At 64.3% G+C, this 15,528-nt stretch carries 15 protein-coding genes; 13 read left to right on the top strand and 2 right to left on the bottom strand.

Annotated elements, in window-relative coordinates; translation table 11 throughout:
* Window positions 1-165 precede the first annotated feature (165 nt).
* Complete coding sequence (epsC, locus tag B3H64_RS07900; protein WP_195892329.1) at window positions 166-819, top strand: serine O-acetyltransferase EpsC; 654 nt, start codon at window positions 166-168, stop codon at window positions 817-819.
* Complete coding sequence (gene cysS / locus B3H64_RS07895; RefSeq protein WP_050618567.1) at window positions 816-2,234, top strand: cysteine--tRNA ligase; 1,419 nt, start codon at window positions 816-818, stop codon at window positions 2,232-2,234. The genes epsC and cysS overlap by 4 nt, the downstream gene beginning before the upstream one ends.
* Window positions 2,235-2,337: 103 nt before the next feature.
* On the opposite strand, the gene B3H64_RS07890 is transcribed toward cysS, so the two are convergent.
* Complete coding sequence (locus tag B3H64_RS07890) at window positions 2,338-3,519, bottom strand: M20 family metallopeptidase (RefSeq protein ID WP_050618566.1); 1,182 nt, start codon at window positions 3,517-3,519, stop codon at window positions 2,338-2,340.
* A gap of 81 nt (window positions 3,520-3,600) precedes the next feature.
* On the opposite strand from B3H64_RS07890, the gene B3H64_RS07885 reads away from it, so the two are divergent.
* The 6 genes from B3H64_RS07885 to tsaD all read left to right on the top strand — a co-directional run bounded on the left by B3H64_RS07885 (window position 3,601) and on the right by tsaD (window position 10,499).
* Complete coding sequence (locus tag B3H64_RS07885; RefSeq protein WP_286734271.1) at window positions 3,601-5,004, top strand: MATE family efflux transporter; 1,404 nt, start codon at window positions 3,601-3,603, stop codon at window positions 5,002-5,004.
* A 165-nt stretch (window positions 5,005-5,169) separates the two neighbouring features.
* Window positions 5,170-7,827 (top strand): DNA polymerase I, encoded by a 2,658-nt coding sequence (gene polA, locus B3H64_RS07880; protein ID WP_286734270.1) that lies wholly within the window; start codon window positions 5,170-5,172, stop codon window positions 7,825-7,827.
* Between the two features lie 3 nt (window positions 7,828-7,830).
* A complete protein-coding gene (locus B3H64_RS07875; RefSeq protein WP_286734268.1) occupies window positions 7,831-8,409 on the top strand; it encodes a GNAT family N-acetyltransferase in 579 nt (192 codons plus the stop codon).
* Window position 8,410: 1 nt separating this feature from the next.
* Window positions 8,411-8,875: a ribosomal protein S18-alanine N-acetyltransferase gene (gene rimI / locus B3H64_RS07870; RefSeq protein WP_256319159.1), complete on the top strand. Its 465-nt coding sequence runs from the start codon at window positions 8,411-8,413 to the stop codon at window positions 8,873-8,875.
* Complete coding sequence (locus B3H64_RS07865; RefSeq protein ID WP_050618562.1) at window positions 8,859-9,449, top strand: GNAT family N-acetyltransferase; 591 nt, start codon at window positions 8,859-8,861, stop codon at window positions 9,447-9,449. Before rimI ends, B3H64_RS07865 begins: the two co-directional genes overlap by 17 nt.
* Before the next feature lie 39 nt (window positions 9,450-9,488).
* Window positions 9,489-10,499 (top strand): tRNA (adenosine(37)-N6)-threonylcarbamoyltransferase complex transferase subunit TsaD, encoded by a 1,011-nt coding sequence (gene tsaD, locus B3H64_RS07860; RefSeq protein WP_050618561.1) that lies wholly within the window; start codon window positions 9,489-9,491, stop codon window positions 10,497-10,499.
* A 475-nt stretch (window positions 10,500-10,974) separates the two neighbouring features.
* On the opposite strand, the gene B3H64_RS07855 is transcribed toward tsaD, so the two are convergent.
* Window positions 10,975-11,658 carry a response regulator transcription factor gene (locus tag B3H64_RS07855; protein WP_286734264.1) on the bottom strand — a complete coding sequence of 228 codons (684 nt, stop codon included), beginning with the start codon at window positions 11,656-11,658 and terminating at the stop codon, window positions 10,975-10,977.
* A gap of 82 nt (window positions 11,659-11,740) precedes the next feature.
* On the opposite strand from B3H64_RS07855, the gene B3H64_RS07850 reads away from it, so the two are divergent.
* The 5 genes from B3H64_RS07850 (at window position 11,741) to B3H64_RS07830 (ending at window position 15,375) form a co-directional block, all read left to right on the top strand.
* Window positions 11,741-13,486, top strand: coding sequence for a sensor histidine kinase (locus B3H64_RS07850; protein ID WP_286734262.1), 1,746 nt, complete (start codon window positions 11,741-11,743; stop codon window positions 13,484-13,486).
* Window positions 13,487-13,623: 137 nt separating this feature from the next.
* Complete coding sequence (locus tag B3H64_RS07845) at window positions 13,624-14,121, top strand: AAA family ATPase (RefSeq protein ID WP_050618558.1); 498 nt, start codon at window positions 13,624-13,626, stop codon at window positions 14,119-14,121.
* Window positions 14,118-14,501: a NusG domain II-containing protein gene (locus B3H64_RS07840; protein WP_050618557.1), complete on the top strand. Its 384-nt coding sequence runs from the start codon at window positions 14,118-14,120 to the stop codon at window positions 14,499-14,501. The genes B3H64_RS07845 and B3H64_RS07840 overlap by 4 nt, the downstream gene beginning before the upstream one ends.
* A 12-nt stretch (window positions 14,502-14,513) precedes the next feature.
* Window positions 14,514-15,059 (top strand): Gx transporter family protein, encoded by a 546-nt coding sequence (locus B3H64_RS07835; protein WP_094762445.1) that lies wholly within the window; start codon window positions 14,514-14,516, stop codon window positions 15,057-15,059.
* On the top strand, window positions 15,040-15,375 hold the full coding sequence (locus tag B3H64_RS07830; RefSeq protein WP_050618556.1) for a DUF1622 domain-containing protein: 336 nt from the start codon (window positions 15,040-15,042) through the stop codon (window positions 15,373-15,375). Before B3H64_RS07835 ends, B3H64_RS07830 begins: the two co-directional genes overlap by 20 nt.
* The last annotated feature ends 153 nt before the right edge of the window (window positions 15,376-15,528 follow it).

Genomic DNA, 15,528 nt, shown 5'->3' with positions numbered 1-15,528 from the left:
TGCATCCGGGAGCGCGGGGGCGTAATGCCCCACGGTCTGGCCCCGTTACCGGCCATTGAGCGAGAAACGAGAGTGGAACCGCGACTTTTTCAGCCGCCTCTCATGCCTGCGGGCATGGGAGGCGTTTTTCGTTTGTTCGGTTTGTATCACGTCAGGAGGAGACCCATGTTCAAACGTCTATCCGAGCTGCTGGGCGCCTATCAGCGGCGGGACCCGGCCGCCCGCTCCAAGCTGGAGATCTTTCTGCTGTACCCCGGCGTCCACGCCGTCCTCTTCCACCGGGTATCCCATTGGTTCTACCGGCATAGGCTGTTCTTCCTGGCCCGGCTGAACTCCCAGCTTGCCCGGCATCTCACCGGCATCGAGATCCACCCCGGCGCACACATCGGGCGGCGGCTGGTCATCGACCACGGGATGGGCATCGTCATCGGCGAGACCGCCGAGGTAGGGGACGACTGCCTGATCTACCACGGGGTCACCCTGGGGGGTACCGGCAAGGACCAGGGCAAGCGCCACCCCACCATTGAAAACAACGTCATGATCGCCTGCGGTGCCAAGGTGCTGGGGCCCTTCACGGTGGGGGAGGGGGCCCGGATCGCCGCCAATGCCGTGGTCCTCAGCGAGGTGCCGCCGGAGGCTACCGCGGTGGGCGTGCCCGCCCGGGTGGTCCGGGTGGCGGGCGAAAAGGTGGATTATGCCACCCAGGTGGACCAGATCCACGTCACCGACCCCGTACAAAAAGAGCTCCAGGCCATCAGCTCCCGGCTGGAATGGCTGGAAAAAATGCTGGATGACAGCGCAAAGGAGAAAAATCTATGAAACTGTATAATTCCGCCAGCCATAAAAAGGAGGACTTTGTCCCCCATGAGCCCGGCAGGGTGTCGATGTATACCTGCGGCCCCACCGTCTATCACTTCGCCCACATCGGCAATCTGCGCAGCTATATCATGGAGGATGTGCTGGAAAAATTCCTGCGTTACGACGGCTACGACGTAACGCGGGTGATGAACATCACCGACGTAGGGCACCTGTCCTCCGACGCCGACACCGGCGAGGATAAGATGCTCAAGGGGGCCCAGCGGGAGCACAAGACCGTCATGGAGATCGCCCGGTTTTATACCGAAGCCTTCTTTGACGACTGCAAAAAGCTGAACATCAAGTATCCCGACGTGGTCCAGCCCGCCACCGGCATGATCGATTCCTATATTAAGGTGATTACCAAACTGATTGACACCGGGCACGCCTATCTGGCCGGCGGCAACGTGTATTTTGACACCTCCAAGCTGAAGCACTATTATGTGTTCAACGACCATGACGAGGAGAATCTGGCCGTGGGCGTCCGGGAGGGCGTGGAGGAGGACGCCAACAAGCGCAACAAGAACGACTTCGTCCTCTGGTTCACCAAGTCCAAGTTCGAGGATCAGGCCCTCAAGTGGGACTCCCCCTGGGGCGTGGGCTATCCCGGCTGGCACATCGAGTGCTCCTGCATTTCCATGAAGTATCTGGGCGAGTATTTGGACATCCACTGCGGCGGCATCGACAACGCCTTCCCCCACCACACCAACGAGATCGCCCAGTCCGAGTCCTATCTCGGCCATCCCTGGTGCAAATACTGGATGCACGTCCACCACCTCAACACCGCCGACGGCAAGATGAGCAAGTCCAAGGGGGAATTTCTCACCGTCTCCCTGCTGGAGGAGAAGGGGTACGACCCGCTGGTCTACCGGCTGTTCTGCCTCCAGTCCCACTACCGCAAGGGACTGACCTTCTCCTGGGAAAATCTGGACAACGCCAGAACCACCTACGACAAGCTGGTGGCCCGGGTGGCTGCCCTGAAGGATGAGGGAGCGGTGGATGAAGCCGCCGCCGCGCCCTACAAGGATGCCTTCCGGGAGGCGCTCGGCAACGACCTGAACACCTCTTTGGGAATTACCCGCCTGTACGACGTGCTGAAATCCGGCCTGAACGATGCCACCAAGCGCGCCCTGGTCGCTCGCTTCGATCAGGTGCTGGGGCTGGACCTGCTGCAGAAGGCGGAGGCGCTCCGGGAGAAGGCGGCGGCTCAGGCAGCCCCCGCCGAGGGCGACGGCGAGATCGACGCCCTGGTGGCGGCCCGTACCGCCGCCAAGAAGGCCAAAAACTTTGCCGAGGCCGACGCCATTCGGGAGCAGCTCAAAGCCATGGGCGTGGAGGTCACCGACACCCCCCAGGGCCCCGTGTGGAAGCGGATGTAATGGAAACAGCAGAAGGCGCTGCCGGCCGGCAGCGCCTTCTGTTCTCTTTTTCCTCCCACCCCGGCGGGGGCGGCGGATGCAGGAACCGGTTGGAGGGCGGTCGTCACCCTTCATACCTGAGAGCCGTCAGGGCGGAGCGGGCCAGCAGGGCGGCGTCCAGGGGGAGGGCGGAGTCATTCGTGCGGAATTGGTCGCTGTGCCACCCGGCGTTTTCCCGGTCCGGGAAGCCGGAACCCAGCCAGTAGAAAAAGGAGGGGACCTCCTTGCCGTACTCGGCAAAGTCCTCCGAGCTCATTTCCGGCGCAGCTATCACCACATGCTCCGGCCCCACCAGGGCCTCCGCCGCCCGGCGGGCCAGCGCGGTCATTTCCGGTCCGTTGCAGACCAGCGGGGCCACCTCCTCGGTCTCAAAGTCCACGGTGCAGCCGTAGGCCGCCCCGATGTCCCGGGCCAGGGCCTCCACCCGCTGCTCCGCCCGGAGGCGTGTATCGTGGCGAAACACCCGGATGCTCCCCGTCATGGTCAAAAGGTCGGGGGCAAAGTTCTCCGGCGTGCCGGCGTGGATGGAGCACACGGCGCACACCAGGCAGTCGGTGGGGTCGGTGTTGCGGCTGACCACCGACTGGATGCCCTGGACAATGGCGGCGGCGGGGACGATGACGTCCACGCACCGATGGGGAGAGCCCCCGTGGCCGGTACGGCCATGGAGGGTAATGGTGAAATTGGACTTTTCCGCCATGAGGGGACCGGGGGTGACGGCGATGGTCCCGGCAGGGAGCTGGGGACGGTTATGGACCCCAAAGATCCACCGGGGCTTTTCCGGAAAGCGGGCCCAGAGGCCGTGGTCCAGCAGGAGCCGGGCTCCGCCGGTGGTCTCCTCCGAGGGCTGGAAGAGGAAGATGACGCCGCCGGGCAGCGTGTCCTGCAGCTCGGACAGCAGTACCGCCGCCCCGTAGAGCCCGGCGGTGTGGAAGTCGTGGCCGCAGGCGTGCATGACGCCGGGGTGCTCCGACACCACTGCACCCCGTTCCGGCGTGTCCTGGACGATGGCGTCGATGTCGGCCCGGAGGGCCACCAGCGGGCCGGGCCTGCCGCCCCGCAGCAGGGCCGCCGTGCCGGTGGGCACGCCCAGGTCCACCAATTCCACAGGCAGGGCGGAGAGCTTTTGCTTCAAAAGCGCGGTGGTGCGCACCTCCCGGCCGCTGAGCTCCGGATGGCGGTGCAGGTCGTCCTTGAGGGCCTTGAGGACTGGAAAAAGGGCCTGGGCCCGCAGCAGCAGATCCATTCAGAAAACGTCCTTTCTTTGCGCGCAGGATCGGGGAGAGGCTCTTGCCCCGGACCCGAAATAATAGTATAATCCCATAGTATGCTTTTTCCAGTCAGAATGCAAGGCGAGGAGGGGGTTCCAACGGCGGAACGGCAGAATGATTTTTCCAGGGGGAGCATCCCCCGCAACATCCTCATGCTGGCGGGGCCCATGACGGCGGCCCAGCTCATCAATATCCTCTACAACATCGTGGACCGGATGTATCTGGGGCGGCTGCCGGGCCACCTGGCGCTCACGGGCCTGGGGCTGTGCCTGCCCATCATCTCCATCCTCATGGGCTTTGCCAACCTGTGCGGTATGGGGGGCGCTCCCCTGTGCTCCATCTGCCGGGGCAGGGGGGAGGAGGAAGAGGCCGAGCGGGTCATGGGAAATTCCTTTACCCTCCTGCTTCTGGTAGGGACGGTGCTGACTGTGGTCATCCTGCTGTTCAAAAAGCCCATCCTCTACCTGTTTGGGGCCAGCCCCGATACCTTTCCCTATGCCGACGCCTACCTGACCATCTACGCCCTGGGCACTCTTTTTGTCATGGTGGGTCTGGGCATGAATCCGTTTATCAACGCCCAGGGCTTCGGCGAGATGGGGATGTGCACGGTGGCGCTGGGGGCGGTGGTAAACATTGTGCTGGACCCCATCTTCATTTTTGCGCTGAATCTGGGCGTCGGGGGCGCCGCTCTGGCCACCGTCCTCTCCCAGTGCTGCTCCGCCGTGTGGGTGCTGCGGTTCCTCACCGGGCGGAGGGCCCTGCTCCGCCTGAAGGCGTCCTGCCTGCGGCTAAAAGCCTCCCGGGTCAGACGGATTCTGGGCCTGGGCATGTCCGGCTTCGCCATGGCCATGACCAACAGTCTGGTGCAGATCCTGTGCAACGCCTCCCTGCAGCTTTACGGCGGGGACCTTTATGTGGGGATCATGACCATCATCAACTCGGTGCGGGAGGTCATCTCCATGCCCGTACAGGGTATCACCAACGGCTGTCAGCCGGTGCTGGGCTATAATTACGGGGCGGAGGAGTATGACCGGGTGCGGCAGGGCATCCGTTTCACGGCGGTGGTGACCATGCTCTACTCTCTGTCAGTCTGGGCCATGACGCTGGCCATCCCCGGCAGCCTGATCCGTATTTTCAACGATGAGACCGACCTGATCGCCGCCGGCATTCCGGCCTTCCGCATCTATTTTGCCGCCTTCTTCTGCATGTCCTTCCAGTTCATCGGCCAGTCTACCTTCGTGGGGCTGGGGAAGTCCAGGTTTGCGGTATTCTTCTCCCTGCTGCGCAAGGCATTCATCGTGGCGCCCCTGACTCTTCTGCTGCCCGTGCTGGGTATGGGGGTGGACGGAGTGTTCTGGGCCGAGCCTATTTCCAATGTGGTGGGCGGGCTGGCCTGTCTGCTCACTATGTACTGCACCGTCTACCGGCCCCTGGGCAGGCTGGAGGCGTCGAAACCATAACAGCCCCCGACGCAGCCGTCCCTGCACCGGGATGCCTGGGACAGGGGACCGGGCGGCTTTTTTGAGCCGCCCGGTTTTCCCTTGCTCTGATTGGGGAAAACTGTTATACTATATTTTGTGATTTTATGTCCGGGCGGCAAAGGCCCGGGGGCAGGAGGCCTCCCCATGAAGCTCATGGTCATCGACGGCAATTCCATCATCAACCGGGCCTTTTACGGCATTCGGATGCTCACCACCCGGGACGGCACACCCACCAACGCCGTCTACGGCTTTCTCACCATCCTGCAAAAGCTGGTGGATGAGGAGAGGCCCGACGCCCTGTGCGTCACCTTCGATCGGAGGGGCCCCACCTTCCGGCATCTGGCCTATGAGGGCTATAAGGCCCAGCGCAAGGGGATGCCCGATGAGCTGGCCGCCCAGGTGCCCATCCTGAAGGAGGTCCTGGACGCCATGAACATCCCACGCTACGAGCTGGAGGGGTGGGAGGCCGACGATCTGATCGGCACCATCTCGGTGAGGGACGCCGCGGCGGGGTGGGACACGGTGATCGTCACCGGGGACAAGGACTCCCTGCAGCTCATCACCGGCCGCACCCGGGTGAAGCTGGTGACCACCCGCATGGGACAGACCACCACCAAAGAGATGACGGCCGCCGCCTTTCAGGAGGCCTATGGCTTCGAGCCCATCCATATGATCGACCTGAAGGCGCTGATGGGGGACGCCAGCGACAACATCCCCGGGGTGAAGGGCATCGGGGAAAAGACCGCCATGGACCTGATCCAGCGCTACCACAGCGTGGAGGCCCTCTACGCCGGTCTGGAGCAGGTAGAGGCCAAGCCGGCGGTGCTGAAAAAACTGGCCGAGGGCCGGGAGCAGGCCAGGATGTCCTATGACCTGGCGGCCATCCGCTGCGACGCCCCTCTGGACTTTGCTCCGGAGGACGCGGCCCGGAAGCCGGTGAACCGCCTTGCCCTGTACGAGCTCTTTTTGAAGCTGGAGTTCTCCAAGCTCATCGACAAAATGGGCCTGTCCGCCGGACCGGCGGGGGGCGTAGAGGAACAGCTCCAGGGTGTGGGCTCCTGTGAAAGCGAGCAGGTCACGGACCGGGCGCGCATGGAGGAGCTGCTGGCGCTGTGGCGGCAGCGGGACCACGTGGCGGTGCTGGCTACGCCCACTCTGGACGCCGTCTGCGTGGAGTGGGGAGGCGAAGGAGCGGGGAAAGCCGCCCTCTTTTTCGCGGACAAGCTGGAGGGCTACAACGACTTTCTGCGGGGCGTCTTCTCTCCGGAGATCAAAAAGGTGGTCCACGACGCCAAGACGCTGATGGAGCGGCTGCTGGCCGAGGGGCTGTCCCCGGAGGGAGTTGTATTCGACACCGCCCTGGCCGCTTATCTCCTGGCCCCCACCGACGGCAGCTATGAGCTGGAGAAGCTGTCGGTGACCTATTTCAATTTCGAGGTGCCCAAGGCCAGGGACTACCTGGCCCCCGACGCCTTTGGGCCTCTGGCCGACCCGGCGATCCCCCTGGCCGCCCTTATGAGCCATACCGCCCTCATCGAGCTGCTCTATCAGACCCTCGCGCCCCGGCTGGAGGAGCTGGGGATGCGCCGGCTGTACGACGCGGTGGAGCTCCCGCTGTGCCCGGTGCTGGCCGAGATGGAGCGGGCCGGGATGCTGGTGGACCGGAAGGCCCTCGCCGCCTTCGGGGAGATGCTGGACGGACGCATCGACGCCGACGTGAAGGAAATCTACCAGCAGGCGGGGGAGGAGTTCAACATCAACTCCACCCAGCAACTGGGCCATATCCTCTTCGACAAGCTGGGCCTGCCCCCGGTGAAAAAGACCAAAACGGGCTACTCCACCAACGCCGAGGTGCTGGAGAGGCTGAAGGGGCAGCACCCCATCCTGGACGTCATTCTGGATTACCGGCAGCTTGCCAAGCTCAAGTCCACCTACGTGGACGGGCTGACCAAGGTCATTGCGGAGGATGGACGCATCCACACCTCCTTCCAGAACACGGTGACCGCCACCGGGCGGCTCTCCTCCACCGAGCCCAACCTCCAGAACATCCCCGTGCGCACCGAGCTGGGGGCCGAGCTGCGCAAGATGTTTGTGGCGCCCAAGGGCTGGAAGCTGGTGGACGCAGACTACTCCCAGATCGAGCTGCGGCTGCTGGCCCACATCTCCGACGACAAGGTGATGCAGGACGCTTTCCGGACCGGGGAGGACATCCACACCGTCACCGCCTCCCAGGTGTTCGGAGTGCCCCCCGAGGCCGTCACCCACGAGATGCGCCGCCGGGCCAAGGCAGTGAACTTCGGCATCGTCTACGGCATCTCCGACTTCTCCCTCAGCCAGGACATCGGGGTGCCCCGGTACGAGGCCAAGGAGTATATGCAGCGCTATTTTGAAAAGTACAGCGGCGTCCATCAGTATATGACGGACATCGTGGAAAGGGCCAAGGCCGACGGCTTCGTCTCCACCCTGATGGGACGCCGCCGCTGGCTGCCGGAGCTCAAGTCCTCCAACTTCAACCTGCGCTCCTTCGGCGAGCGGGTGGCCCTCAACATGCCCATCCAGGGCACGGCCGCCGACCTGATGAAGCTGGCCATGATCCGGGTGGACCGGCGGCTCCGGGCGGAAGGACTGGAGGCCCGGCTGGTGCTCCAGGTCCACGATGAGCTGATCGTGGAGTGCCCGGACGGCGAGGTGGAGCGGGTCAAAATGCTGCTGACCCAGGAGATGGAGGGCGTGGCCGACCTGTCGGTGCCGCTGAACGCCGACTCCGCCGCCGGGCAGAGCTGGGCGGAGGCAAAGGAGTAGGAGATGGAACTGCGGCCGATCACCGATTTGGAGCAGTGGTACGCCCGGGAGCTGACCGAGGCGTTCCCGCCCAACGAGCGAAAGCCCCTGGCCGAGATCCGCGCCCTGCTGGAGGCGGGGCGGTATGAGGCCCTGGGGCTGTATGACGGGGCGGCGCTGCTGGGCTATGCCAACCTGTGGCGGGAGCCCGCCGTCCCCGGCTATGTGCTGCTGGATTATCTGGGCGTGACGGCCTCCCGCCGGAACGGGGGGCTGGGGAGTCTCATCCTCCGGAAGCTGGCTGGGCAATGCGCGGGGCGGTGCGGCGTGCTCACCGAGGCCGAGTGGCCGGACCCGGACAGCGGCGCGCCGGAGGAGGTCCTGCGCCGCCGCCGGGTGGGCTTTTATGTCCGAAACGGGTTTGTCCCCGTCTATGAGATGGCGGCCTGCGGGGTGCGGCTCCAGGCGCTGCTGCTGGGAGAGCCCCCGGCGCGGCTGGAGGAGCTGATGGCTGTCCACCGGGCCATCTACGGCCCCGCCCGCACCGACGTGGCGGTGCCTCTGGCCCCGGGAGAGGTTCCGCCGCCGTCTCTCTTTTTGTGAGGTGAAGGATTTGAATTACAAGCTGGTCCCCATGGACCGCTCCCACCTACCCCAGGTCTGCGCCATCGAGCGCGCCTGCTTCGCCAAGCCCTGGTCGGAGCAGATCTTTGCTGAGGAGCTGTTTCACGATACGGTCTCCCTGGTGGTGGCCGAAGGGGAGGACGGTACGGTCCTGGGCTACGGCGAGCTGGGCGTGGTGCTGGACGAGGGATGCCTGGAGAAGATCGCGGTGGCCGATGCCTGGCGGCGGCAGGGGGTGGCGGAGGCCATCCTGTCCGCCTTTATCCGGTTTGGCCGGGCCAACCTGGCCTTTCTCACCCTGGAGGTCCGGGAGAGCAACCGGGCGGCCATCGGCCTGTACGAGAAGCTGGGCTTCCGCCCGGTGGGACGGCGCAAAAATTACTATACGGAGGTCCATGAGGACGCCATCCTCATGACATTGGAATGGAATGAACACAGAGCATAACCGATTTACCCTGAGAGAACTGGGGCTGGACGGGCTCCATCACATCTATCACGAGCACCTCAGCCACGCGTTTCCCCGGATGGAGCGCAAGCCCCTGTCCGCCATGGAGAAGCTGATGGCCGCCGGGCGCTACGAGGCGCTGGGCCTGTACGACGGGGAGGAGCTGGCGGCCTACGCCCTGCTGTGGGACGACCCGGAGGGTGGCTATGTGCTGCTGGACTACCTGGCAGTCTGCCGGGACAAGCCCAGGGGCCATGGATACGGCACCGCGGCGCTGAGACTGCTGCTGGACCGCTGCCGGGACCGGCGGGGCCTGCTGGTGGAGGCGGAGGCCGAGGAGCCTGGGGCGGAGGCGGAGGAGAACGCTTTGCGCCGCCGGCGTCTGGCGTTTTACCGCCGGGGCGGGTTTCGGGACCTGGGCTATACCGCCCGCATCTTTGGCGTCCCCTACGCCATGCTGGTCAGCGGCCAGTCCGACCAGGCGGAGGCCGCGGAGGCCCACCGGCGGCTGTACCACTACGAATTTTCGCCTTGGCTCTACCGGCGGTTCATCCACATCCCCGAGGAGGACTGAGCCGGAGACCGAGACTGTATAGAGAAAGAGGGCATTCCATTGAACATCCTGGCCTTTGAATCCTCCTGCGACGAGACCGCCGCCGCGGTGGTCCGGGACGGCAGGACCGTCCTGGCCGACGCCATCGCCTCCCAGGTGGAGATGCACACCATCTACGGCGGCGTGGTGCCAGAGATCGCCTCTCGCAAGCACGTGGAGGCCATCGCGGGCCTGACCGATCAGGCGCTGGCTCAGGCGGGACTCACCAAGAGGGACGTGGACGCCGTGGCCGTTACCTATGGCCCCGGCCTGATCGGGGCTTTGCTGGTGGGGGTCAACTTCGCCAAGGCCCTGGCCTATGGCCTAGGGGTTCCCCTGGTGCCCGTCCACCATGTGCGGGGCCATATTGCCGCCAACTATATCACCCACCCCGACCTGGAGCCCCCCTTCGTCTGCCTATGTGTCTCCGGCGGCACCACCCTCATCGTGGACGTGCGGGGTTACACCGAAATGGAGATTTTAGGGGCCACCCGGGACGACGCAGCGGGGGAGTGCTTCGACAAGGTGGCCCGGGTGCTGGGGATCGGCTACCCCGGCGGGGCCCCCATGGACCGGCTGAGCCAGGGGGGCGACGACAGACGGTACGCCTTCCCTCAGGTCCATGTCCACGACGCCCCGCTGGACATGTCCTTCTCAGGGCTCAAGACGGCCGCCATCAATCTAATCCACAACGCCCAGCAGAAGGGAGAGAAGCTGGACCTACCCGGGCTGGCGGCCTCTTTCTCAGCGGCGGTCAGCGAGATGCTGGTGCCCCGGGTCATGGCCGCCGCCCGGTCCAGGGACTACGGCAAGGTGGCGGTGGCCGGCGGCGTGGCGGCCAACTCCCGCATCCGGGCCGACCTGGAAGCCGCCTGCGCCCGGTCGGGGGACCGGCTCTATTTGCCTAGGCTGTCCCTGTGCGGAGACAACGGGGCAATGATCGGGTGCCAGGGCTATTATGAGTACCTGGCGGGCCGGCGGGCGGGGATGGATCTGAACGCCTACGCCAACCGCGACATCCAGCTCGGATAAGAGGAGACCGGCCTGTGCCGGTCTCCTTTTTTACACGGAAGAAGGATTATGTTGACCAATAGTGGGGCGGTACGCCAGGGGGTTTTCGGGATAGAGGGCTGTGGACAAAAGTGTGGAAAAGTGGAAAATAACTTGAAGGCGTAAGGCGGAGAACCTGTGGAAAACCCTGTGCAAAATGTGAATAACTCTGCGTAGATATTCTTTACATAAGGAGTTATGTCTACTTTTGAGGAATAATTTGGAACGAAAAAATAAGGGGCTTAGAGGGGGAAAATAAAAAAAGTGGGTGGTTTTTGGTCGATTTTGTCCGTAAAAAAATGCCAGCCCGTGGGAAGCGGCAGAGAAAACTTGCGGGAAGGACGGAAGGAGCAGCCCAAAGAAAAAGCGTATTATACCATCTGTATAAGATACTTTAGATGCTTTGGGGGGCAGAAAAACCGCCCTTCCGGTCTGGGGAAGGGCGGTCCGGTGGGGGTCAGACCACAAAGCGGTAGCCCAGGCCGCGGACGGTCTGGATGTATTTGGGGTTGGACGGGTCCTCTTCAATCTTTTGGCGCAGGCGATTGACGTAGACCATGATGGCGTTTTCGTCGATGATGGCCTCGCCCCAGATCAGGTCATAGAGCATATCCTTGGAGAAGATGCGGTTGACGTTGTCGATGAAGAGCTTCATCATGGCGTTTTCTTTGGAGGACAGGAGAATCTCCCGACCGTTTTTATAGAACCGCAGGGTGCTGGTGTTGTACTGGAAGGGACCGGCGGCGATGACGCTGTCCACGCCGGGTAGATGGTTGCGGCTGCGGCGGATCAGGGCCTTGACCTTGGCGCCCAGGGTGACGGGGTTGAAGGGCTTGGTCACATAGTCGTCCGCCCCGATATCCAGGCCGTACAGGGTGTCGTAGTCCTCCTTGCGGCCGCTGACGATGATGATGGGGAGCTTCAGCCCCCGGCGGCGAATGGCCTGGACCACCTGGAAGCCGTCCATGCCATGCTTGTTTACGTCCAGCAGGAGCAGGTCATAGGGTTTTTGCTCCAGCAGCGCCAGAGCCTCTTCGCCGCTGGCGGCGGTGTCCGCCTCGATGCCGTTGCTGCGTACGACCTTATAGAGCATAGTGAGGACGGCCTGGTCGTCGTCTGCGATGAGCACGATGTCCGGCATAATACTCCCCCTTTACAGCATGGACCCTATCGTGTATGGTTAGTATAGACAAAAACAGGACGTTTGACAAGGGGGTTTGCCTGTGGAGCCTGTTAAAAGGAGGAAGCAGCGGTTCTTTCTGGTCCTGAGCCTGATCCTGCTGCTGATCGTCACCGGGCTGGGGATGGTCTACCGGGTGTTCGACCGATACGGGGATATCCTCCTGGCCAGCGAGGACGACCAGCTCTTCCGCCTGGCCCGGTCGGTGGACCGGAGTGTGGAGAGCTATCTGAACCGCTACGGCACCAATCTGATCTACGTCACCGAACGGCGCGGCTTCCACACGGCGGAGGAGACCTGGCGGACCACAGGGGATACCGCGGAGCTGCTCTACCGAATGGAGGAGAACGTGCTGGCCCAGGACGATCTGATCCAGGCGGTGCTGGCCCTCCAGGACGGAGTGGTGTTCCTCTCCACCGGGGGGCGCACCGACTACCGCTTTCCGCCCCAGGCGGGCCGAGAGGGGATGGTCAGCATCCGCCCGTGCATGGATGGGGACGGGGGGATCTACCTGGCCTTCGTGCGGGAGCGGGAGGAGGGGCTGGGCTATGCGGCGCTGATGGATCTGGAGGGCTTTTACCAGCGGGTGGCGGGCGACCTGACCGTCGGGACCCAGGATCGCATCATGCTGCTGGACGCGGGGGGACAAACCCTGCTCCACCGGACGATGGACGGCGTGCAGGTGGACCTGGTGGACGACCTGAAGGCGGGAGACTGCGATTTCAGCGGTCTGACCTATCTGATGGAGCACCAGGAGCAGGCCCGGGAGGGTACGGCCTTCTACGAGACCAATTACTGCCGCAGCGGGGAGACCTACATCGCCCGCATGGCGGTGCTCCCGGCCACGGAGGAGACCAACGGCTTCTTTGCGGTGGGGGTTTCGGTAAACTACGACGGGGTCATCGGCCCGCTGCATCTGGCGGCTGTCCGGCTTCTGGCCTACGGCGGCATGGTGGTGACCGGAATCGTGCTGCTGGCGGTGCTCTCCATCCGGGCCGGTCGGCGGAATGAGCGCAGCCTCCGGGAGCTGGCGGTGCTGCGGAAGAAGAACCAGGCCATGGAGGAGCTCAACCGGCAGACCCGGGAGCTGGCCCACCATCAGCGGCTGGAGACCATCGGCACCCTGACCTCCAGCATCGCGCACGAGTTCAACAACCTGCTCACCCCCATCATGGGCTACAGCATTCTGGCGCTGGAAAAGCTGCCGCCGGAGGACACGGAGCTCTACGACAGCGTGTTGGAGATTTACAACGCCTCCCGCAAGGCCAAGACCATCATCTCCCGCCTGTCTGACCTGTCTCGGAAGAACTCGGCCCTCAGCTTCCAGTATGTCTCTCCCGACGAGCTGGTCCGCCGGGTGCTGGAGGTGGCCGCTCCGGCCCAGCCGCCGGGGGTGGAGGTGGTCTTGGGGCTGGACTGCCGCCACCTGTGGCTCCACGGCAACGAGACCCAGCTCTCCCAGCTCCTGCTGAACCTGGTGCTCAACGCCTTCCAGGCCATGGAGGAGGACGGTGGGACGCTGACGGTCACCACCAGCGCTGACCAGAGCTCCATCCGCCTCCGGGTGGCCGACACCGGACCGGGCATCCCGCCGGAGGTGCTGCCCCACATTTTCGAGCCCTTCTTTACCACCAAGGAGAGCGGGAAGGGCACCGGCCTGGGGTTGGCCATTGTCCAGCAGGTGGTGGAGGAGCACCGCGGGCGCGTTGAGGTGGAGGCCGCCCCGGAGGGGGGCGCGGCGTTCACCGTGACCTTTCCCATCACGCCACGGGAGGCGGAGCCCGATTGACCAGACGCCGCGAAACCCAATGGGTTTCGCGGCGTCTTTTTTGGGCATCTTAATAATTATTAAGGCGCCATGTATCAGACGTTAAGGTTGCAGTGTTAGACTGTGATCTGCAAGAAAACATGCAGGGAGGGAGCGGCGTGGTCATCACCATCGGACGAAAGTACGGCAGCGGCGGCAAAGAAATCGGCCAGCGGCTGGCCCAGCGGCTGGGCATTCCCTGCCATGACGCCGATCTGGAGCTGCGCGGCGGCGAAAACGAGCAATTTGCCGCCATCCGGGCCATGGCGGCCCAGGGTCCCTGCGTCATCGTGGGGTTTTGCGCCGACCACGTGCTCTCCGGCACCGAGGGGCTGATCCGGGTGTTCATCCACTGCGACATGGATCACCGGGTGGAGCGCATCGTCCAGCAGTACGGTCTGCCCGCCGGGGAGGCCGGGCGGGAGGCCCTCCGGCAGGACCGGGAGCGCGCCCGCCTCTACGGCGTTCACACCAGAGGCAAGTGGGCCGACCTGTCCCGCTATGACTTGACGGTGGACAGCGGTCCCCTGGGCATCGCCGGGACGGTGGAGCTTCTCAGCCAGTTTGTGGCGCTGAAGGTCATGCGCCGCCGGAGCGGCGGAGGAGGGGAGTCATGACTCGCGGCGGGGGCCTTTCCTTCCGGCGGGGGGATCTGGCGGCCATCGGAGCCGTCCTCCTGTGTGCCCTGGCCCTTGGGCTGGCGCTCTGGGCCCGGGCTGCCGGGACCGACCGTGTGGTGGCGCGGGTGTATCAGGAGGGGAAGCTGGTGGGGGAGCTGCCCCTGGACCGGGAGGCATCCCTCACCCTGACAGGGGCCTATACCAACACCATCACCGTCCGGGACGGCCAGGTGGCCGTCACCTACGCCGATTGCCCCGGTGCGGATTGCGTTCACAGCGGCTGGGTTTCGGCGGCGGGGCGGGCGGTGGTCTGCCTGCCCAACCGGGTGGAGATCCGCCTCACCGGCGCGCCCGATGTGGACGCCGTGGTAGGATAAGGGGGAGTGTGGATGAAAGCGAAAGCGCTGGCCCTGTGCGCGGTGCTGGTAGCTCTGGCGCTGGGGCTGTCTTATCTGGAGCGATTCCTCCCGCTCCAGATAGCGGTGCCTCTGCCCGGCGTCAAGCTGGGATTGGCCAATGTCGTCACCCTCATGGCCCTCTATTTCCTGGGGACCCGCCCGGCTGTCACCATTCTGGGGCTGCGCTGCTTCCTGGGGTCATTGTTCGGCGGGGGGCTGTCCGCGCTGGCCTTTTCCCTCACCGGCGGGCTGCTGGCCCTGGGGACCATGACCCTGGCCCGACGCATCCCCGCTCTCTCGGTCTACGGGGTCAGTGTGCTGGGGGCGGCCGCCCACAACCTGGGCCAGATCTGCGCCGCCATGGTGCTGCTGGGCTCGGTGTACGTGATCTCCTATCTGCCCTTCCTGCTGGCGGTGTCGGTCCTCACCGGCCTGGCCACCGGAGCGGCCTCCTCCGCCTCCTTCCGCGCTCTGCTGGCCGCCGGACAGCGGCCCATCCCCACCCAGGAGGTGTCCTATGCTGGAAACCCTCGTTGAGACCACCCTGTCCGTCCTCATCCCCCTGTGTGAGATGATGGGGATCTTCGTGGTGGCCGTCTCCGCCGTGGCAGCCTTCGGACGGTATTTGAAGGGACTGGTGACCCGGGAGCCCCGCGATATTAAATTCCAACTGGCCAACGGCCTGGCCCTGAGCCTGGAATTCAAGATGGCGGCCGAGATTCTCAAGACGGTACTGGTTCGGGACCTGACCGAACTCACCGTCCTGGGCGCCGTCATCATCCTGCGTGCGCTGTTGTCATTTCTGATCCACTTTGAAATGAAGCAGATAGAGCCCCACACCCCCGCAAAATAAACCAATACGGAGGTAGAATTGAAATGAACCTGAAAAAACTGTCTGTCACCGCCCTGTCCCTGACCCTGTCCCTGGGCTTGCTGGCCGGATGCAGCGGCAAGCCTGCCGTCAGCACCGGCTCGCCCGCCCCCAGCCCCTCCCCCACCCCCTCCC

It is taken from the genome of Intestinimonas sp. UBA1698 (genome assembly GCF_002320075.1).
GTDB lineage: Bacteria > Bacillota > Clostridia > Oscillospirales > Oscillospiraceae > Intestinimonas > Intestinimonas massiliensis.
Note: the sequence above shows the minus strand (reverse complement) of the source record. Positions and strands in the feature narration are given on the sequence as shown.